The sequence below is a fragment of the Novosphingopyxis sp. genome, assembly GCF_965218915.1.
Lineage (GTDB): Bacteria > Pseudomonadota > Alphaproteobacteria > Sphingomonadales > Sphingomonadaceae > Novosphingopyxis.
In genome coordinates this window covers 319,038-339,475 of record NZ_OZ244708.1, presented here as the reverse complement: position 1 = coordinate 339,475, position 20,438 = coordinate 319,038, and the positions used below count along the sequence as shown (strand labels likewise).

The window sequence follows — 20,438 nt, the reverse complement described above, 5'->3', positions numbered from 1 at the left end:
GCCTTCCTCCTTGGCACAAAGCGGCGGCTCTGTCCTAAACGCGCATCAACCTTTCAGCGCGATGCGCCCGGTTTCCAAAGCACGTCGCCCGCTACGGTTCCCGATTCCGTGCCGGCATTGGCGCGGCGCGCGGCGGTGAACAGATAATCGGACAGGCGGTTGACGTAGCGCAGCGCCTCCGGGTTCAGCCCATGCGCGCGGCCCGCCGACACCAGCGCGCGCTCGGCGCGGCGCGCGGTGGCGCGGGCCAGATGCAGCGCTGCGGCGGCGGGGGTGCCGCCGGGCAGGATGAAGCTCTTGAGCGGATCGAGCGCTTCGTTCAGCCGGTCGATTTCCGCCTCCAGCCATGCGGTCTGCGTGGCCACGATGCGCAATTCCAGCTCGGACGGCTCGAAATTCTCGCCCGGCGTGGCGATGTCCGCGCCAAGGTCGAACAGATCGTTCTGGATGCGTTGCAGGCCCGCCGCGATACCGGCGTCATCCGCGCCGTCAAAGGCGGCGAGCGCGCAGCCGATAGCGCTGTTCGCCTCGTCGACATCGCCGATCGCGGCCATCCGCGGATCGTCCTTGGGCGTGCGCGACCCATCGACCAGACCGGTGCTGCCGTCGTCCCCGGTGCGGGTGTAAATCTTGTTGAGCTTGACCAAGCGGCGCGGCCGTTACCGGGCCTGGCTGAAGATCAGCAGCAGCGCGACCAGCACGATCGCGATCGCCTGCCATTTCACGCGCGCGAACATCATCTTGTTCTGCATATTGGCCGAGCGCGGCGTGCCGTTTTCATCGAGATCGTCGGGCCGCATATTGGCAAAGGAGGACAACCCGCGCACGAGAGCGACGACGACCAGACAGGCCGCGACGATGATTCCGATGACGAGAATGGCGCCCATGGCTCTAAGCTAGGGACTGGACAGCGAAATGCCAGCGGGAAAGTGGCGCGCGCGCAATTGATCGGACAGCACGCGCCCGTCTTCGCCCGCTTCCCGCCGCTCGCGCAGAGCGGGCGAATCCTTCGATTTGGAGAGTTTCCCGCCGCCCGGGCCGAACAGCAGCGGGTGGTGCCAATAAGCGGGCTGAGGCAGGTCGAGCAACGTCTGCAGCAGCACATGGATGTCGGTGTAATCGAACAGGTCCATGCCGCGCACCACCGGGCCGATCCCTTGCGCCGCGTCGTCGACGGTGGCGGCGAGATGATAGCTGGCGGGCGCGTCCTTGCGCCAGATCACGATATCGCCGAAGCGGCCCGGATCGGCGGCGATCTCCCCGCGCGCCAGGTCGCGCCAGCGCAGCGGGCCGGTGCGCCCGGCCGCCCAGTCCACTGCCAGGTCCGTCTTCAGCCGCCAGCTGTGCGCCCGGGCCGGATCGCCCGCATGCTCCGCATGGCGGCAGGTGCCGGGATAGGCCGGGCCGTCGGGTCCGTGGCGCACGGACTGGCGGCGCAGCGCGGCGGCGATCTGAGCGCGCGTGCACCAGCAGCGATAGAGCAGGCCGCGTTCTTTCAGACGGTCGAAGGCTGTAAGATAGGCCGGAATCCGCGTCGACTGACGGAGCGGCGGCGCGTTGGGCTCCAGCCCGAGCCAGGCGAGATCGGCCAGTGCGCTTGCGACATGTTCGGGCCGGCTGCGTACGGCGTCGATATCCTCGATCCGCACCAGAAAGCGCCCGCCGCTCGCCCGGGCGAGGTCATGACAGTAGAGCGCGGACAACGCGTGACCCAGATGCAGCGGCCCGTTGGGGCTCGGCGCGAAGCGGGTTATCGCCGGTCTTTCCACAGATTTTTCCACGCGCGGCGGCAGGAAGCTTCGCGGCATTTCGCCCAAGGTCATTGGCCTGTCACTTTTTTGCGCTTATCAGGGCATGTCGAAGAGGAGGAGCGAGGGTTCGGGCATGTACCATCCGGACATTCTGGATAATCCCGCGAGCTTGCGCCACCCGGAAAGTTGCCCGGCGCTGATCCTCAACGCGGATTACACGCCGCTGAGCTATTATCCGCTCAGCCTGTGGCCGTGGCAGACCGCGATCAAGGCGGTGTTCCTCGACAAGGTCGATATCGTCGCGAGCTACGACCGCGCGGTGCACAGCCCCAGCTTTCAGATGAACATCCCCTCGGTGATCGCGCTGCGCCAATATGTCCGGCCGAGCGAATATCCCGCCTTCACGCGGTTCAACCTGTTCCTGCGCGACAAGTTCGCCTGCCAATATTGCGGATCGGAAGCCAATCTGACCTTCGATCACGTCATTCCGCGGCGGCAGGGCGGCGGCACCAGCTGGGAGAATGTCAGCACCGCCTGCCTGCCGTGCAATCTGAAGAAGGGCGGCCGCACGCCCAGGGAGGCCCATATGCAGCTGTTCCTGAAGCCGCACCGGCCGACCAGCTGGCAGCTGCAGGAACGCGGCCGCGCCTTTCCGCCGGGCTATCTGCACGAAAGCTGGCACGACTGGCTCTATTGGGACATCGAGCTGGAGGAGTGAATCTCCTCCTCCCTTGACGCGGCGTCATGGTGCGGCGCACAATCCTGGTCATGGCCGACCTTCCCCCGATCTCGCAAAATCCGGATATCCGCTTTCTGGGCCGCATTCTCGGCGATGTGATCCGGGCCTATGGCGGCGAGGCGCTGTACGACCAGACCGAGGCGATCCGCCGCGCCAGCGTGGAGCGGCATCGCGGCGCCACGCCGGGCGCCGCGGCGGTGCCGGAACTCGACGCGCTCGACCTCGACGGCACGCTCGATTTCGTGCGCGGCTTCATGCTGTTCTCGCTGCTCGCCAACCTCGCCGAGGACCGGCAGGGCGTGGCGCGCGAACGGGGCGCGAGCGTGGCCGAGGCGCTGACGGCGCTCGAGGCGCAGGGCGTCGGCCGCGCATCGGTCGCCGAGATGCTGGAAAGCGCCGCCATCGTTCCCGTGCTCACCGCGCACCCCACCGAGGTGCGGCGCAAGAGCGTGATCGACCACAAGAACCGCATCGCCGCCCTCATGCGGCTGCGCGACGCGGGCGCCGCGGTTACGCCCGAGGGCGACGATGTCGAGGACGCCATCCGCCGCCAGGTGGCGCTGCTCTGGCAGACCCGGCCGCTGCGCGAACGCCGCCTGTTCGTCGCCGACGAAATCGACAATGCCCGCGCCTATATGCGCGACGTGTTCCTGCCCGCGCTGCCGCTGCTGTACGCGCGCTGGGACAAGCAGCTGGGCCGCCGCGTGCCGAGCTTCCTGACGCTGGGCAGCTGGATCGGCGGAGACCGCGACGGCAACCCCTATGTCGATGCCGCGACCATGCGGCTCGCCTTCAGGGGCGGCGCGGAGGCGGCGCTCGGCCATTATCTCGACATGCTGCACGCGCTCGGCGCCGAGCTCTCGCTGTCCTCCAAATATTCCGATGTGCCCGAAGCCGTGCTGAAACTGGCCGAGGCCAGCGGCGACGATGCGCCGAGCCGCGGAGACGAGCCCTATCGGCGCGCGATCTCCGGCGTCTACGCGCGCCTCGCCGCGACCTATCGCAAGCTGACCGGCGAAACGCCCTCGCGTCCGTCCGCGCTGGCGGGCGAGCCCTATTGCACGCCCGCCGAACTGCGCGCCGATCTCGCCACGCTCGCCAACGCGCTGGCCGCGGATGGCGACGGCGCGCTGGCAAGCGGCGGCGCGCTCGGGCGGCTGATCCGCGCGGTGGAGACGTTCGGCTTCCACCTCGCCGCGCTCGATATGCGCCAGGACAGCGGCGTGCACGAGCGCGTCGTCGGTGAGCTGCTCGCGCAGGCCGGGGTCGCGCCCGATTATGCCGCGCTGGAAGAGCAGCGCCGTGTCGATCTGCTGGTCGCCGAGCTCGCGCACAACCGCCCGCTCGCTGCCGCAAATGCCGGGCATTCGGAGGAGACCGCAAAGGAACTCGCCATCCTGCGCACCGCCGCCGAGATGCTGAAGGCTTACGGTCCGTCGGCCATGGACAATTACGTTATCAGCCATGGCGAGACCGCGTCCGATATGCTCGAGGTCTATCTGCTGCTGAAGGAAGCCGGGTTGTGGCATGTGGACGAGGGCGGCACGCCGTCCTGTCCCCTGCGCGCCGTGCCGCTGTTCGAGACCGTCGCCGATCTGGAGAACGCGCCCGACGTCATGCGCACCGCTTTCCGGCTCCCCCCGATCGAGCGATTGCTTGCAGGCGGCGGCGTGCAGGAAGTGATGATCGGCTATTCGGACTCCAACAAGGACGGCGGCTATCTGACCTCCACCTGGCAGCTTAATCTGGCGAGCCGCGCGCTGGCGCCGGTGTTCGAGGAAGCGGGCCACGGCATGCGGCTGTTCCACGGCCGCGGCGGCGCGGTCGGGCGCGGTGGCGGCAGCGCGTTCGACGCCATCCGCGCGCAGCCGCGCGGCACCGTGCAGGGCCGCATCCGCATCACCGAACAGGGCGAGGTGATCGCCGCCAAATACGGCACGGTCGACAACGCCGCGGTGGCGCTCGAAGCCATGGTCTCGGCCACCATGCTGGCGACCATGGGGGATCGCAGCGTCGCTATGGACGATCGCGCGCGCTATTCGGACGCGATGCAGACGCTGTCGGACAGCGCGTTCGAAACCTACCGGGCGCTGGTCTACGGCACCGACGATTTCGCCGATTTCTTCTTCCAGGCGACGCCGATCGCCGAAATTTCCACGCTCAAGATCGGCTCGCGCCCCGCCAGCCGGAAGAAAGGGCAAAGGATCGAGGACTTGCGGGCGATCCCCTGGGTGTTCAGCTGGGCGCAGGCGCGGGTGATGCTGCCGGGCTGGTACGGCGTCGGCAGCGCGCTCGAAGCGTTCGAGGACAAGGCGCTGCTGAGGGAAATGGCCGCGCAGTGGCCATTCTTCCGCGCGATGCTGGCCAATATGGAGCAGGTGCTGGCCAAATCCGACATGGCGCTGGCGCGGCGCTACGCCGGGCTGGTCGAGGACCGGGATTTCGCCGAAACCATCTTCGGCCGTATCGAAAGCGAATGGCGGCGCACCCATGACGGGCTGCTGGAGGCGAAAGGCGAAAGCTATCTGCTCGAAAGCAATCCGTCGCTGCTCGAATCGATCCGGCTGCGCCTGCCCTATATCGAGCCGCTCAACCAGCTCCAGATCGAACTGATGAAACGCCACCGCGCGGGCGAGGACGATCCGCGCATCAGCGAAGGCATCCAGCTGACGATCAACGCCATCGCCACGGCGCTCAGGAACAGCGGCTGAGGCGAGGTGGCCAAAGCCGACATTCTCCGACTCCCAAAAAACCTAATCCCGCAACAATTCGTTGATGCCCGTCGAGGCCCTCGTCTTCGCATCCACCGTCTTGACGATCACCGCGCAAGCGAGGCCCGGCCCTGGCGATCCGTCGGCAAGTGGCCTGCCCGGCAGGCTGCCCGGCACCACCACCGAATAAGGCGGGACGTGCCCGCGCAGTACTTCGCCGGTGTCGCGGACCACGATTCTGGTCGACTGCGTGATGAACACGCCCATCGAGATCACCGAGCCTTCGCCCACGATCACGCCCTCGACCACCTCCGAGCGCGCGCCGACGAAGCAATGGTCCTCGATGATGGTCGGGCTCGCCTGCAGCGGTTCGAGCACGCCGCCGATGCCCGCGCCCGCCGAGATGTGGCAGTTCGCGCCGACCTGCGCGCAGCTGCCGACCGAGGCCCAGGTGTCGATCATCGTGCCCTCGCCGACATAGGCGCCGAGATTGACGAAGCTGGGCATCAGCACGGCGTGTTTGGCGATATGCGCGCCGCGGCGCACGAAGCTGCCGGGCACCGCGCGGATGCCGGCCTGGCGGAAATCGTGGGCGGTCCAGCCGGCGAACTTGGCTTGCACCTTGTCCCACCAGACCGCGCCGCCGGGGCCGCCCTCGAGTAGTTCCATCTCGTTCAGCCGAAAAGACAGCAGCACGGCTTTCTTGAGCCATTGGTGCACGGCCCACTCGCCGCCCTGCTTCTCCGCAACGCGCATGCTGCCATCGTCGAGGCCCGCGAGCGCGGCGTCCACCGCTTCGCGCACCTCGCCCCCGGTCGCGGCGCTCAGATCGGCACGATCCTCCCAGGCCCGATCGATGATCGTCTGCATCTCTTGACGGTCCATGGACGTCTCTCCTTATAGCCGCATGCCGTTACCGGCCCCGCCGCGCCCCGGCAAGCCGAGGCAAGAATTCACGGGTTGTTCACGGGCTGATGCCTAGTTCCGGTAGCGGAGAGTGGAAGGGTTATGGGCAGCATCGCTTTCAGACGAATTTCCGCGGGCGTTTCGGCGGCCGCGCTGGTGATGGCGCTCGCCGCGTGCAGCGGTGGCGGCGGCCGTTCGGGTGGTCCGTCGGCGCAATTGCCGACCCCGCCGCCGCCCGCTCCGGCGCCCACGCCGCCGCCCCCTCCGCCCGCGCCGCCGCCCCCGCCGCCAAGTTCCACCAACTTCGACACCGCCGAATACCGCCGCTCCGACGGGCCGAGCTTCCACCATGCGATCACCGCCTATCAGGCCGGCGCGACCGGCCAGGGCGTGACGATCGGCGTGCTCGACACCGGCATCGATCCGGACAGCCATGAATTCGCCGGCCGCATCGCGGCCGCATCGCGCGATGTCGCGGGCAATCGCGAGCTTGCGGACGAAGACGGTCACGGCTCCGCCGTCAGCCGCGTTCTCGCCGGCGCCAAGGACGATCTCGATATCCACGGCATCGCGTTCGACGCCACCATCCTGACGCTGCGCGCCGACACGCCCGGGAGCTGCGCAGCGATCCCCGGGGAGGGCGACGAGGCCGGGTGCAGTTTCAACGACAGCTCGATCGCCACGGGCGTCGATGTGGCCCGCAAGGCGGGGGCGCGCGTGCTCAACATCTCGCTGGGCGGGCCGAACCGGATCGGCACCGCGTTGGCGAACGCGATCGGGCAGGCGACCAGAGCGGGCCTGATCATCATCGTCTCGGCCGGCAACGAGTTCGGCAAGGACGAACCCGATTACGATCCCGACAATCCCAGCCCGTTCGCGCAATCCATCCTCGAAGCGGGCGGCGGCAACGTGATCATCGCCACTGCGGTCGACGACGGCGGCATCATCTCCGATTTCAGCGACCGCGCGGGCGCGTCGCGCGCCGCCGTACTCTCCGCGCTCGGCAATGCGATCTGCTGCGTCTACGAGAACGACCGGATCAAGACGACCATGCGGGGCGGCCAGCAATTCGTCACGGTGTTCAACGGCACCTCCTTCTCCGCCCCGCAGATCAGCGGCGCCGCGGCGCTGCTGGCGCAGGCTTTCCCCAATCTCACCGGCGCGCAGATCGTCGAGATTTTGCTGCGCAGCGCGCGCGACGCGGGCGCGACCGGAACCGACAGCGTCTATGGCCGCGGCATCCTCGACATCGCCGCCGCGTTCGATCCGCAAGGCGCGACGTCGTTGGCGGGATCGACGACTTTTGTGGCGCTGGGCGAAAGCGCGGGCACGACCTCGGGCGCGATGGGCGATGCGGGGCTGGCGCAGGCGGCGCTGAGCGCCGTGCTGCTCGATAGCTACGACCGCGCCTACACCACCGATCTGGGCTACGGCCTCACCGGCTCGGCGCCGAGCTACAAGCTGACCGGCGCGCTGACCGACCGCAGCCGCTCGGTTTCACTCGGCGCGGGGCCGGTGGCGGTGGCCTTCTCGATCGCACCGATGGCGGACGGCACCGCGCGGGTCGGCGAGCTGCGCCTGCGCGAACGGGATGGCGAGGGCGCGCGGCTGATCGCCGGACGCATCGCGGCGCGGCTGTCGCCCGACGCATCGGTCAGCTTCGGCATCGCGCAGGGCGCCAGCGGGCAGGTCGCCGCGCTGCAGGGTTCGGAACGGCCCGCCTTCCTCGTCGGCGAAGAGGCGCGGGGCTCCAACGGCTTCATCGCGCGCGCTGGTGCCTCGGCCGCGGTGCGGCGGCGATTGGGCGACTATGGCCTCACGATCAGCGGTGAGAGTGGCGACGCGGCGCTGTGGCAGGACGCTGAGCCCGGCAATCTGTCCGGCCGCTATCATGATTATGGCTATGCGCGTTTCGGTGCCGCGCTCGACCGGCGCTTCGGCGATGTGACTGCGACGCTCGGCGCGGACTGGCTGCGCGAAGACGAGACGGTGCTCGGCGCGCGCTTTTCCGAGGCGCTGGGCCGCGGCGGGGCGTCGAGCGTCTTTATCGACGCGGGGCTGGCTTGGGAGCCGGCAACGGGTTGGCAGCTGGCGGCTGGCTGGCGGCAGGGCTGGACCCGCGCGCTGGCAACGCAGACGGTGACCGGCACCGGCGTGCTGCAATCGAGCGCGTTCAACGCCGATTTGTCGAAGCGCAATATTTTCGGCGGCGACGACGAGCTGGCTCTGCGTTTCGCGCAGCCCTTGCGTGTCAGCGATGGCGGGATCGATCTCAATCTGCCGGTGGCCTATGACTATGCCAGCGGCGATGTCACTTTCGGTACGCAGCGTTTGAACCTCGCCCCGCAGGGCCGCGAGCTGGTCAGCGAGATGAGCTACCGCGCGTCCTTATGGGAGGGCATCGTCAGCGCGAACCTGTTCTGGCGCCGGCAGCCCGGCCATTATCAGGCGGCGCCTGACGATATGGGCGCGGCGCTGCGCTATTCGCTGCGTTTTTGAACAGCCGTCATTGCATCGACCTTAGCCTAGACCATAAAGCTTTCGCCGCAGCCACAAGCGCCCTTGGCGTTGGGGTTTTCAAAGGTGAAGCCGGCCTGAAAATCGTCTTCCGTCCAGTCCATCACCGATCCGACCAGATAGAGCACCGAGGCGCCATCCACGAAAAAGGTGCCTCCTTCGGTTTCGATGGTTTCGTCGAATTTCGCCGCCTCGCTGACATAATCGACCGAGTAGGCGAGGCCCGAACAGCCCCGGCGCGGGGTGCTGAGCTTCACCCCGATCGCATCCTCGGGGGCTGCGGCCATCAGATCGGCAATGCGCTGCACCGCTGCCGGCGTCAGCGTCAGCGCTGCAGGGCGTTCGCGGATTTTCATTTCGACGGTCATCATTTTCACTCCATTTCCCCTACCGCTTGCGGGAGGGGAGTGAGACTTGCTCGCCATCGGCGAGCTTAGTCGCAGCGGGGCGGGCATTCCCACCCCCGGCCCCTCCCGCTTGCGGGAGGGGAGCAAATGCTACAGCATTCCCAATTCCAGCTTGGCATCGTCGGTCATCTTCTGCGGATCCCATGGGGGGTCCCAGACCAGGTTGACCTCGGCATGGCCGACGCCGGGAACCGAACCGACCTGCAGCTCGATCTCGCCGGGCATGGACTCGGCGACGGGGCAGTGCGGCGTGGTCAGCGTCATGTTGACGATGGCATGACCGTCATCGGTCACCTCGACGCCGTAGATCAGGCCGAGATCGTAGATGTTCACCGGAATTTCCGGATCGTAGATGCTCTTCAGCGTATCGATGATCGCCTCGTACAGACCGCCGCCGGGCTCGCTTGGCGCGGTTTCGGCGGGTTTCTGCGCGAGGAAGCCCTCGAGATAATCGCGCTTGCGATCCAGCCTGGCGCGGTCGCTCTCGAACGGCGACGGCGCGGCGACCTTGTGGTCCTGAGGCTCATCCGCGTCCGCAACGCGCGCACGCGGCGGCTCGGCGGCCTGCGCCACCTCTTCGGTCTGGAATTTGCTCTGTTCGTTCATAGTCTCACCCGAAAATTGTCCTGACCCGTTCGACGCCCTGGACCAGCGCCGCGACGTCGCTTTCGTCCGAATACACCCCGAAACTGGCGCGCGCCGTGGCGGGGACGCCGAGCTGGTCCATCAGCGGCTGGCAGCAATGATGGCCCGCGCGGATCGCCACGCCTTCCTCATCCAATATGGTGGCGATGTCGTGCGGATGCACCCCCTCGATCGCGAAGCTGACGATGCCGAGCCCGTCTTCGGGGCCGAACAGCCGCACCGAATTGACCTGCGCCAGCGCGTCGCGCGCCTTGCCCGCGAGACCCCGCTCATGCGCCTCGATCCGGTCGATGCCGATGGCGTTCACATAATCGATCGCCGCGTGCAGCCCGGCCGCGCCCACGATATGCGGTGTGCCCGCCTCGAACCGGCCCGGCGCGGGCGTGTAAGTGGTGCGCGCAAAGGTGACGCGGTCGATCATCGACCCGCCGCCCTGCCATGGCGGCATCGCGTTCAGAATGTCGCCTTTGGCCCACAGCACGCCGATGCCGGTGGGGCCGTAGAGCTTGTGCCCGGAAAAGACGTAGAAATCGCAGTCCAGCGCCGCCACGTCGATGGCCAGACGCGGCACGCTCTGGCAGCCGTCGAGCAGGAGCTTCGCCCCGACGCCGTGGGCCATATCGGCCGCGCGCCTGGCATCGAGCACCGATCCGAGCGCGTTGGACAGATGGCACAAGGCGACAAGCTTGTGCTGCTCGGTCAGGTTCGCCTCGACCCAGTCGAGATCGATCCGGCCGTCCTCGGTGAGCGGTGCGACGTCGATCACAGCGCCCACGCGCTCGGCGAGCAACTGCCACGGCACGATGTTGGAATGATGCTCCAGCACGGAGAGCATGATGCGGTCGCTCGCGCGCAGGTTCGCGCCGCCCCAGCTTTGCGCGACCAGGTTGATCGCCTCGGTCGCCCCGCGCACGAACACGCATTCGTCTGAGGAGGCAGCGTTGATGAACCGCGCGCAAGCTCCACGAGCTTCTTCGTAGCGCAGCGTCATATCCGACGAGCGGCGGTATACGCCGCGGTGCACGGTGGCGTAATCCTCGCCGTAATTGCGGGCGATGGCGTCGATCACCGCGCGCGGTTTCTGCGCGGTCGCGGCGCTGTCGAGATAGTGCCAGTTGGCGGTAAGGCCGGGAAAGTCGTTGCGGACGCTCAAATCCTCCCCGGAACGGGGAGGTGGCGCGCAGCCGGAAGGCTGCGTGACGGAGGGGTCGAGGCCCTTCGCCTGAGATTGCGCACTCTCCTGTTTCGGCAGCGCTTCGGCCCCTCCACCATTCGCTGCGCGAACGGTCCCCCTCCCCGTTCCGGGGAGGATTTTTGCCTCGCCGCTCATTTCAACCCCTCCAGCAAGCCTTGCGCCTTCGTCTCCAGCGCTTCGCGCGCGCCGTCGTCGTCGATGCTCACGAACGCGTCCGCGATGAACGCCTGCAGCATCAGCCGCCGCGCGACCTCGGGTGGAAGCCCGCGCGTGGCCATGTAGAACAGCGCCTGCGCGTCGAGCTCGCCGACCGTTGCGCCATGTGCGCATTTCACGTCGTCGGCGAAGATTTCGAGCTGCGGCACCGCGTTGGCGGTCGCGCCGCGGTCCAGCAGCATCGCCTTGACCGACTGCGCGGCGTCGGTCTTCTGGGCACCCCGCGCCACGCCGATCTTGCCGAGGAAGCTGCCGGTGGCCGTGTTCGCCAGCACCGAGCGCACGGTCTGTTTGGAGGTGCCACCCGGTTCCACATGCTCGACATCGGTGACGATTTCGAGCAGCTGTTCGCCCCTGGCGAGAATAGCCCCGCCCAGTTCGAAATGCGCGCCATCGCCCAGTTTTACGGCGATCTCCACGCGGCCATAATCGCGGCCCGTGAGCAAACAGTGCAGATCGAAGCGCGCATTGCCCGCGACGGTCACGTCATAGCGCAGGATGCCGCTGTCCGGCAGTTCGTCCACGCGCAGCCGTTCGTGTGAGCCCTCGGGCACATGCAATGTCTGCGCGGGAGCGAGGTCCTGCCAGACACGCTCGACCGCGGCGAGATCGGCGTAGCGCCAGGCTTCGTCCCGGCGCGTGGGGAGTGCGAGGGCGTTCATGCTAAAATCCTCCCCGTCACGGGGGAGCCGAAGGCGTTGCGCAGCAACAGCGGGACCGTTCGCGAAGCGAATGGTGGAGGGGCGCTAGCGCATCGATTGGAACGGAGCGCGTCGGCCCCTCCGTCACGCTGCCTGTCGGCAGCGCGCCACCTCCCCGTTCCGGGGAGGATTTTGCGTAGTCCCATCACGCCGCAACCACCTCATAGCCTTCATCCTCGAGCCGCAGCGCCAGTTCCGGGCCGCCGGTCTTCACGATGCGGCCGCCGGCCAGCACATGGACATAATCCGGCTCCACGATCTCCAGCAGCCGCTGATAATGGGTGATCAGCAACACCGCCTTGTCGGGCTTGCGCATGATGATGTTGATGCCGTCGCCCACGGTGCGCAGCGCGTCGATGTCGAGCCCGCTGTCGGTCTCGTCGAGAATAGCGAGCCTGGGGTCGATCAGACCCATCTGCACCATCTCGTTACGCTTCTTCTCGCCGCCCGAAAAGCCGACATTCACCGCGCGCTTCATCATGTCCATGTCCATCTTGAGCAGCGCCGCCTTCTCGCGCGCCGCCTTCAGGAACTCGCCGCCCGACAGCGGCTCCTCGCCGCGCGCGCCGCGCTGCGCGTTCACCGCCTCGCGCAGGAACTGGACGCCCGAGACGCCGGGAATCTCGACCGGATATTGGAAGCCTAGAAACAGCCCCGCCGCGGCCCGCGCATGCGGGTCCATGTCGAGCAGGTCCTTGCCTTCGAACGTCGCGCTGCCCTCGGTCGCCTCATAACCGGGCCGCCCGCCGAGCACATAGCCCAGCGTCGATTTGCCCGCGCCGTTCGGCCCCATGATCGCATGGATTTCGCCCGCGTTGATTTCGAGCGAAAGTCCCTTGAGGATTTCGGTGCCGCCGATGGAGGCGTGGAGGTCATTGATTTTTAGCATTTTAACTTCAGCTACTTTCAAAAATTCGAACAATGCCAATCAAGTCAGCGATAATCAAAATAACAATTAACAGACTGATGAGAAATGCACCGGAAAGCCACAAAGCCTGGGACCAAAACAAGATCGGATGATCTTTGCGTTCCATGCGCCAGAGACCAGAGTCCGGCTCAATCCAGAAAAGCACCGCCCCAGTCGTGATCGTCTGCCTCAATACACCGCCAAAAATGAGTGCGATTACGCTGACTACAAATAAATTGAAACTCATGCTGCACTCGCGCGGTTCGGAATGGATCGCATCCTTTCCAATGCTTTCTTCGCGCCTTCGCGGCTTCGCGTGATACCGCTTAATTTTTCACGCGAAGACGCGAAGACGCGAAAAAAGAAGAACCCGTCACCCCGGACTTGATCCGGGGTCCAGCTTTTCGGCTGGCGCGGCATTGAAAAACAGCTGGATGCCGGATCAAGTCCGGCATGACGGCGGGGGGCTGGCTGGTGAAGGGCGAGCTGGTGCATTATCCCACGCTGCCTTCCAGCGAGATCGCCAGCAGCTTCTGCGCTTCGACGGCGAATTCCATCGGCAGCTGGCGCATCACATCCTTGGCGAAGCCGTTGACGATGAGCGCCACCGCCTGCTCCTCGTCCAGCCCGCGCTGCATCGCGTAGAACATCTGGTCGTCGCTGATCTTGCTCGTGGTCGCTTCATGCTCGATCTGCGCGGTGGGGTTGCGGACCTCGATATAGGGCACCGTGTGCGCGCCGCACTGGTCGCCGAGCAGCAGGCTGTCGCACTGGGTGAAGTTGCGGACATTGTCGGCGTTCGGGCCCACGCGCACCATCCCGCGATAGCTGTTGTCGCTATGGCCGGCGCTGATGCCCTTGGAGATGATCGTCGACCGGCTGCCCTTGCCATTGTGGATCATCTTGGTGCCGGTATCGGCCTGCTGATAATTGTTGGTCAGCGCGACCGAATAGAATTCGCCGACGCTGTTCTCGCCGTTCAGCACGCAGCTGGGATATTTCCAGGTGATCGCGCTGCCGGTTTCCACCTGAGTCCAGCTGATCTTCGAGTTCCTGCCCTGACAAAGCCCGCGCTTCGTAACGAAATTATAGATGCCGCCCTTGCCGTTTTCATCGCCGGGATACCAGTTCTGCACGGTCGAATATTTGATCTCGGCATCGTCCATCGCGACCAGCTCGACCACCGCGGCGTGGAGCTGGTTCTCGTCGCGCATCGGCGCGGTGCAGCCTTCCAGATAGCTGACATAGCTGCCCGCTTCGGCGATGATCAGCGTCCGTTCGAACTGGCCGGTATTCTCGGCGTTGATACGGAAATAGGTGCTGAGCTCCATCGGACAGCGTACGCCCTTGGGGATGTACACGAAGGTGCCGTCGGAGAAGACCGCGCTGTTGAGCGTGGCGAAATAATTGTCGCGCTGCGGCACCACTTTCCCGAGCCATTTCTTGACCAGCTCGGGATGCTCGCGGATCGCCTCGCTGATCGACAGGAAGATCACGCCCGCCTTGCTCAGCTCCTCGCGAAAGGTGGTGGCGACGCTGACGCTGTCGAATACCGCGTCGACCGCGACCTTGCGCGCGCCCTCGACATTGGCGAGCACTTTCTGCTCCTCGATCGGGATGCCGAGCTTCTTGTAGGTATCGAGGATTTCCGGATCGAGTTCGTCGAGCGAACCGATCGTCGCCTTCTTCTTGGGCTCGGCGTAATAATAAGCGTTCTGATAGTCGATCATCGGGATGTCGAGCTTGGCCCAGTCGGGGCTTTCCATGTCCTGCCACAGCCGGAACGCCTTCAGCCGCCAATCCAGCATCCATTGCGGCTCGTTCTTCTTGGCCGAGATGAAGCGCACCGTGTCTTCGCTGAGACCCTTGGGCGCGAAATCCTGCTCGATGTCGCTCGACCAGCCATGTTCATAGGTGGACGCGCGGTCGACCGCGTCATGCGCGTCGCGGTTCATCTCGTCGCGTGATTCCTGGCGGGTCTTGAGGGCTTGGTCGTCGGTCATGCAGTCACCTTCTGGATCGGCAGATCGGCCGACAGGCTGGACAGGGTTACATTGGCGAGCGCGCCGCGCACCGCCTCGTTCACAGCGCTGCTGTGCGGCTTGATCCGGCAGTCGGCCTCGATCGCGCAATCCTGCGCGCCGGACGCGAGGCAGGCGGTGAGCGCGATCGGCCCCTCTACCGCCTCGACGATGTCGGCGAGCGAAATGGCGGACGCCGGACGCGCCAGACGAATGCCCCCGCCGGTTCCGCGGGTAGAGCTGATAAGGCCCGCCTTGGAGAGTAGGCTGACCAACTTCTGCGCGGTCGGCAGCGGAAGATGCGTTTCCTCGGCCAGATGCGTCGCGGAGACCCTCGCGGTATCGCAATGCCGCGCGGCGGCGGACATCAGGACAATGCCATAATCGGCCATGCTGCTGAGGCGCATGCGGACAATATGCCTTTAATCGGAGTGATTCGTTCCGATTGACATGTGGGCTCTTCACGTTGGGAAATCAACCGCGCGGTGTGCACGTCAGTCCATGTTATTTGCAACGCCAACTTAAGGAAAGTTAAAGAGATTCTAACCTCGGCCCCGCTTTGTTCGTCATGCCAGCGAAAGCTGGCATCTCAAGCGTTCATGTAATCCGGCCCGAGACCCCAGCTTTCGCTGGGGTGACGAGCAACGAGATAGGGGTCTGAAAGGAACATCGTCTTCCTGCGGAAGCTTGTCACCCCCTCGGCGCGCGCCCATAGGCCAGCCCATGTGGTTCCAGCAATTCGCCCGTCCCCTTCTGTTCCGCATCGAGCCCGAACGGGCGCATCGGCTCACCATCCGAATGCTCAAGCGCAAACCGCTGAGCGGCGCGCTTACTGGCGGCGGGCCGGCCGACGATCCGGTGCTCGCCACCACCGTCGGCGGGCTGATCTTTCCCAATCCCGTTGGCCTCGCGGCGGGCGTCGACAAAAACGCCGAGGCACCGCTGGCATTCCTCGATCTCGGCTTCGGTTTCGCCGAGGTCGGCACGCTGACGCCGCATCCGCAAAAGGGCAATCCGCGCCCGCGCATCTTCCGGCTTGAGGAAGACCGCGCCATCATCAACCGGCTGGGCTTCAACAACCAGGGCCAGGACGCGGCGATCGCGCGGCTCAAGCTTTATGCCCGCCGCCCCGGGCCGATCGGCGTCAATATCGGCGCCAACAGGGACAGCCCGGACCGGATCGCCGACTATGCCGGCGGCGCGCGCGCGATGTGCCCCTATGCCGACTACCTCACGGTAAACATTTCCTCGCCGAACACGCCGGGCCTGCGCGCGCTGCAGGACAAGGCGATGCTGGAGGCGCTGCTGGCCGCGGTGATCGAGAACAACAGCCATCAATGCCCGGTCTTCCTGAAAGTCGCGCCCGATCTGAAACCGGCCGACATCGCGGATATCGCCGAAGTCGCGATCGCGCATGGCGTCGCCGCGCTGATCGTCTCCAACACCACCATCAGCCGGCCCACGCTCCGCTCGCGCCATGCCGACGAAGCCGGCGGCCTGTCGGGCGCGCCGCTCGCCCCGCTGGCGGCCGAGCGCCTGGCCGGTTTCCGCCATGTCTGCGGCGGCGCATTGCCGTTGATCGCGGCCGGCGGCGTCGGCTCGGGCGCGGACGCCTATGCCCGCATCCGCGCCGGTGCGTCGCTGGTCCAGCTCTACACCGCATTGATCTACGAAGGTCCCGATCTCGGCCGGCGGATCGCGGACGACCTGGCCGATTTGCTGAAGCGCGACGGGTTTGCCTCGGTGGCCGAGGCCGTCGGCGTGGACGCGCGCGCGTGATTGTACCGCAACCGCTCCCGTTCCTGCCACGTTAAGCCAGCAGGCCACACTGACGTGCCCGAAAGGACCGCCATGACCCGACCGATTTCCATATCCCTGACTTCCCTCGCCTGTGCCCTCGCGCTATCTGCGCCGGTTGCCGTGCGGGATGCGCACGCGCAGTCCTTTGACGACGCGCAAACGGTTCCCGGCACCTATGTGCCGTCCGTCCCGGCGCGCGAAGGCACGATGGATGACGCGCGCGCGCCGCAGCCGCAGCAGGTCGACGAAGCCGAGCAAGAGAGCGAGGGCAACCCGCCGCGCAGCGACAAGGCAGCACAGCCGGACGGGGACTCCGCGCAGGCCGATGGCGATCTGTTTTCCGGCGGCACGCTGATCCAGCCTTCGGGCCTCAAGGTCGGACTCGCCTCCAGCGCCGATCCGCGCGCCACCGAGGTGGGCATGCAGATCCTGCGCGAAGGCGGATCGGCGGCCGACGCGGCGATGGCGATGATGGTCGCGCTGACCGTGGTCGAGCCGCAATCGAGCGGCATTGGCGGCGGCGGATTCCTGCTGCACGCGTCGGGCACCGATGGCACGGTTACCACCGTCGACGGACGCGAGACCGCACCGATCACCGCGCAGCCCGGTCGCTTCCTGGGCCCGGACGGCCAGCCCTTGCCCTTCGTCCAGGCCTTCCAGGGCGGCAAGTCGGTGGGCGTTCCCGGCAATATCCGCCTGATGGCGATGGTCCACGACAAATGGGGCAAGCTCCCCTGGGCAGACCTATTCCAGCCGGCGATCCAGCTCGCCGAGGGCGGCTATGATGTCGACAAAACGATGGCGGAGCGTTTGCGGCAGATCGCGCCGCTGTGGGACCGGTTCCCCGATGCCAAGGCGGTCTACTGGAAGAACGGCGCGCCGGCTAAGCTGGGCGATACTATCACCAACCCCAAGCTCGCCGAGACGTTCGAACGGCTTGCCGAATTGGGCCCGGACGCCTTCTATTCCGGGCAGACCGCGACCGAGATCGTCAACGCCGTGCACACGACTCCGGTCAACGCCGGCGATCTGACGCAGGAAGACCTCACCGCTTATGCCGCTGAGGAGCGTCCGGCGGTGTGCATGCCTTACCGCGAATACAAGATCTGCGGCATGGGTCCGCCGTCATCGGGCGCGACCTCGGTGCTGCAGATCCTCGGCATGCTCGAACATTTCGATCTCGCCGCTCTGGGGTCGGGCGATCCGCAGAGCTGGCATCTGATCGGCGAGGCGATGCGGCTCGCCTATGCCGACCGCGAGGCGTATCTGGGCGACCCGTCCTTCGTCTATGTTCCCGTCGAGGGCCTGCTGAACAAGGATTATCTGACGAGTCGCGCCGCGCTGATCAAATCGGAAACCTCGCTCGGCACCTACGAGCCCGGCACGCCGCCGGACGCGGAGCCGCGCACGCCCGCCCCATCTGGCGAAGTCGCCGGAACAAGCCACTTCGTCGCGGTCGACAAGGACGGCAACGTCGTCTCGATGACCTCCACGATCGAGGGTCCGTTCGGCAGCCAGCTGATGGCCAGCGGCTTCTTCCTCAACAACGAACTCACCGACTTCACCTTTGCGCCCGAACGCGGTGGCGAGCCGGTGGCCAACGCGGTGAAGGGCGGCAAGCGGCCGCTCTCCTCGATGTCACCGACGATCGTGTTCGACGGCCAGGGCCGCCCGGTGCTCGCGCTCGGCTCGGCCGGCGGCAAGCGCATCATCATGCATGTCGCCAAGACGCTGATCGGCTTCATCGACTGGGATTATCCGATCGACCAGGCGATCGCGCTGCCCAACATCTTCTACGGCGGCGACGGGCTGATCGTGGAGCAGGACACGCCGCTGGCGCCGCTGGCACCGCAGATCGAGGCGTTCGGCACGCCCGTGGTGGTCGGCGAGCTGCCGTCCAAGGTCAACGCGGCCCTGTGGACCGAGAATGGCTGGGAAGGCGCCGCCGACCCGCGCAGCGAGGGCACCGCGCAGGCCGAATGAGAGGGCGGCGGAGCGCGGGACCGCGCGCCCGGATGGAGCGGCAGCCCGTTTGATCGTTGCCCGCGCCTGCCCCGCGCGCTAGCTCTCTGTCATTGCGGCCGCGTTGCGACGGCCATGGCGGAGAGCACAAGTGGCATTCGATGCGTTTGACGGGTTTCCCAATCTCGTCACCCTTTTCTTCGACCGCGCGGCGGAGAAGGGCGACAAGCCCTTTCTGTGGCGCAAGGACAAGCAGGGCTGGCAGTCGATCGGCTGGCGCGACGCCGCGCGGCAGGTCGCCGGATTTGCCGAGTCGCTCCGCCAGCTGGGCTTCGAGCCGGGCGATCGCATCATGCTGGTGTCCGAAAACCGCCCCGAATGGTGCATCGCCGATCTCGGCATCATGGCCGCAGGCTGCATCACCGTGCCGACCTACACCAGCAATTCGGAGCGCGACCACCAGCATATCCTGGATGACAGCGGCGCGCGCGGCGTCATCGTTTCCACCGCCAGACTGGCGCAGACGCTGCTGCCGGCGGTGATCCGCTCGAGCGCGGCGGAGCATGTCATCGGCATGGAAGAGCTCAGCAGCCGGCAGGCGGGGCAGCTCAGCATCTGCAAATTTTCCGATCTGGCACTCGGCAGCGACGAGGACGTCGTCGCCGCCCGCCAACGCGCCTCCCACGTCGAACGCGCGGACCTGGCGTGCATCATCTACACCAGCGGCACCGGCGGCGCGCCGCGCGGCGTGCGCCAGCATCACGGCGCGATCCTCCACAACGTCGCGGGCGCATCCGAAGTGATCGCCAATGATTTCGGCTGGGACAACGAGGTGTTCCTGTCCTTTCTCCCGCTCAGCCATGCCTATGAGCATAGCGGCGGGCAGTTCTTTCCGATCGGACTGGGCGCGCAGATCTATTATGCCGAAGGGCTGGAGAAGCTCGCCTCCAACATTCATGAGGTGCGCCCGACGATCATGGTCGTCGTACCGCGATTGTTCGAGGTGCTGCGCGCACGGATCATCAAGGGGATCGAGAAGCAGGGCAAGCTGCCGCGCTTTTTTCTGGCCCGCGCGCAGGAAATTGGGGCGCGCCGATATGACGGGCACGGGCGGCTGCTCGACCGGCCGATGGACCTGATCCTCGAACGCATGTTCCGGCCCAAGATCCGCGCCAAATTCGGTGGTCGGCTGAAGGCGATGGTGTCCGGCGGAGCGCCGCTCAACCCCGATATCGGTCTGTTTTTCGAATCGCTCGGCCTCTGCCTCCTGCAGGGCTACGGCCAGACCGAGGCGGCCCCGATCATCAGCTGCAACCGCCCCCGCGCCGGGATCAAGATGGACACCGTCGGACCGCCGCTGATGAACACCGAGGTCCGGATCGCCGAGGACGGCGAGTTGCTGGTGCGCGGCGAACTGGTGATGCACGGTTATTGGCACAACGATTCCGAAACGCGCCGCGTGCTGCGCGATGGTTGGCTGCACACCGGCGATATCGGCCACCTCGACGAAGCCGGCCGCATCGTGATCACCGATCGCAAGAAGGACCTGATCGTCAACGACAAGGGCGACAATGTCGCGCCGCAAAAGGTGGAGGGCATGCTGACGCTGCAGCCCGAGATCAGCCAGGCGATGATCTATGGCGATCGCCGCCCGTACATGGTCGGCCTGATCGTGCCCGATGCGGAGTGGGCGGTGGAATTCTGCAAGGCCCATGGTTGCGGCTTCGATTTTTCGAGGATCCAGGACCGGCCCGAGTTCCGCAAGGCGGTCGGCGAAGCGGTGGACCGGGTGAACAGCGACCTGTCGCAGGTCGAGCGCGTGCGCCGCTTCATCTTCGCCGAGGAGCCGTTCACCATCGAGAATGGAGAGATGACGCCGTCGATGAAAATTCGCCGCCACATCATCCGGGAGCGCTACGGCGCCCGACTGGACGGCATGTATCGCGGCTGAGCCTTCGGG

18 protein-coding genes are annotated in these 20,438 nt (G+C 66.3%); 6 read left to right on the top strand and 12 right to left on the bottom strand.

The window, feature by feature from the left end:
* Window positions 1-53: 53 nt before the first annotated feature.
* Genes ACOQPC_RS01720 through gluQRS form a run of 3 tightly spaced genes read right to left on the bottom strand, consistent with a single transcriptional unit; the run spans window position 54 to window position 1,823 of the window.
* On the bottom strand, window positions 54-647 hold the full coding sequence (locus tag ACOQPC_RS01720) for a cob(I)yrinic acid a,c-diamide adenosyltransferase (protein WP_420606948.1): 594 nt from the start codon (window positions 645-647) through the stop codon (window positions 54-56).
* Between the two features lie 12 nt (window positions 648-659).
* A complete protein-coding gene (locus tag ACOQPC_RS01715; protein ID WP_420606947.1) occupies window positions 660-887 on the bottom strand; it encodes an HIG1 domain-containing protein in 228 nt (75 codons plus the stop codon).
* A gap of 9 nt (window positions 888-896) precedes the next feature.
* On the bottom strand, window positions 897-1,823 hold the full coding sequence (gene gluQRS, locus ACOQPC_RS01710) for a tRNA glutamyl-Q(34) synthetase GluQRS (protein ID WP_420606946.1): 927 nt from the start codon (window positions 1,821-1,823) through the stop codon (window positions 897-899).
* Window positions 1,824-1,884: 61 nt separating this feature from the next.
* Here gluQRS and ACOQPC_RS01705 point away from each other — a divergent pair, with 61 nt between their 5' ends.
* A complete protein-coding gene (locus ACOQPC_RS01705; RefSeq protein WP_420606945.1) occupies window positions 1,885-2,469 on the top strand; it encodes an HNH endonuclease in 585 nt (194 codons plus the stop codon).
* Window positions 2,470-2,519: 50 nt separating this feature from the next.
* A complete protein-coding gene (gene ppc / locus ACOQPC_RS01700) occupies window positions 2,520-5,201 on the top strand; it encodes a phosphoenolpyruvate carboxylase (protein ID WP_420606944.1) in 2,682 nt (893 codons plus the stop codon).
* A 42-nt stretch (window positions 5,202-5,243) separates the two neighbouring features.
* Here the strand turns inward: ppc and dapD are convergent, their stop codons facing one another.
* A complete protein-coding gene (dapD, locus tag ACOQPC_RS01695) occupies window positions 5,244-6,086 on the bottom strand; it encodes a 2,3,4,5-tetrahydropyridine-2,6-dicarboxylate N-succinyltransferase (RefSeq protein WP_420606943.1) in 843 nt (280 codons plus the stop codon).
* Window positions 6,087-6,209: 123 nt separating this feature from the next.
* Between dapD and ACOQPC_RS01690 the strand changes: the two genes are divergently transcribed.
* A complete protein-coding gene (locus ACOQPC_RS01690) occupies window positions 6,210-8,606 on the top strand; it encodes a S8 family peptidase (RefSeq protein ID WP_420606942.1) in 2,397 nt (798 codons plus the stop codon).
* 26 nt (window positions 8,607-8,632) lie between these two features.
* Here ACOQPC_RS01690 and ACOQPC_RS01685 read toward each other — a convergent pair whose 3' ends face one another.
* The 8 genes from ACOQPC_RS01685 to ACOQPC_RS01650 all read right to left on the bottom strand — a co-directional run bounded on the left by ACOQPC_RS01685 (window position 8,633) and on the right by ACOQPC_RS01650 (window position 15,123).
* The gene (locus ACOQPC_RS01685) at window positions 8,633-8,992 is read right to left on the bottom strand and encodes a HesB/IscA family protein (protein ID WP_420608188.1); all 360 of its coding nucleotides are present in this window, start codon (window positions 8,990-8,992) and stop codon (window positions 8,633-8,635) included.
* A 129-nt stretch (window positions 8,993-9,121) separates the two neighbouring features.
* Window positions 9,122-9,637, bottom strand: coding sequence for an SUF system Fe-S cluster assembly protein (locus tag ACOQPC_RS01680; protein WP_420606941.1), 516 nt, complete (start codon window positions 9,635-9,637; stop codon window positions 9,122-9,124).
* 4 nt (window positions 9,638-9,641) lie between these two features.
* On the bottom strand, window positions 9,642-10,829 hold the full coding sequence (locus ACOQPC_RS01675; RefSeq protein ID WP_420606940.1) for a cysteine desulfurase: 1,188 nt from the start codon (window positions 10,827-10,829) through the stop codon (window positions 9,642-9,644).
* A gap of 173 nt (window positions 10,830-11,002) precedes the next feature.
* Window positions 11,003-11,749 (bottom strand): SufD family Fe-S cluster assembly protein, encoded by a 747-nt coding sequence (locus tag ACOQPC_RS01670; RefSeq protein ID WP_420606939.1) that lies wholly within the window; start codon window positions 11,747-11,749, stop codon window positions 11,003-11,005.
* Between the two features lie 184 nt (window positions 11,750-11,933).
* The gene (gene sufC, locus ACOQPC_RS01665) at window positions 11,934-12,677 is read right to left on the bottom strand and encodes a Fe-S cluster assembly ATPase SufC (protein ID WP_420606938.1); all 744 of its coding nucleotides are present in this window, start codon (window positions 12,675-12,677) and stop codon (window positions 11,934-11,936) included.
* A gap of 7 nt (window positions 12,678-12,684) precedes the next feature.
* Entirely contained in the window at window positions 12,685-12,942 is a 258-nt protein-coding gene (locus ACOQPC_RS01660; protein ID WP_420606937.1) for a hypothetical protein, read from the bottom strand.
* Between the two features lie 247 nt (window positions 12,943-13,189).
* Entirely contained in the window at window positions 13,190-14,650 is a 1,461-nt protein-coding gene (sufB, locus tag ACOQPC_RS01655; protein ID WP_420608187.1) for a Fe-S cluster assembly protein SufB, read from the bottom strand.
* 44 nt (window positions 14,651-14,694) lie between these two features.
* Window positions 14,695-15,123, bottom strand: coding sequence for an RrF2 family transcriptional regulator (locus tag ACOQPC_RS01650; RefSeq protein ID WP_420606936.1), 429 nt, complete (start codon window positions 15,121-15,123; stop codon window positions 14,695-14,697).
* Between the two features lie 316 nt (window positions 15,124-15,439).
* Between ACOQPC_RS01650 and ACOQPC_RS01645 the strand changes: the two genes are divergently transcribed.
* The 3 genes from ACOQPC_RS01645 (at window position 15,440) to ACOQPC_RS01635 (ending at window position 20,429) form a co-directional block, all read left to right on the top strand.
* Window positions 15,440-16,495 carry a quinone-dependent dihydroorotate dehydrogenase gene (locus tag ACOQPC_RS01645; RefSeq protein WP_420606935.1) on the top strand — a complete coding sequence of 352 codons (1,056 nt, stop codon included), beginning with the start codon at window positions 15,440-15,442 and terminating at the stop codon, window positions 16,493-16,495.
* Between the two features lie 72 nt (window positions 16,496-16,567).
* Complete coding sequence (gene ggt, locus ACOQPC_RS01640) at window positions 16,568-18,499, top strand: gamma-glutamyltransferase (protein ID WP_420606934.1); 1,932 nt, start codon at window positions 16,568-16,570, stop codon at window positions 18,497-18,499.
* 130 nt (window positions 18,500-18,629) lie between these two features.
* Entirely contained in the window at window positions 18,630-20,429 is a 1,800-nt protein-coding gene (locus ACOQPC_RS01635; RefSeq protein ID WP_420606933.1) for an AMP-dependent synthetase/ligase, read from the top strand.
* Window positions 20,430-20,438: the final 9 nt, after the last annotated feature.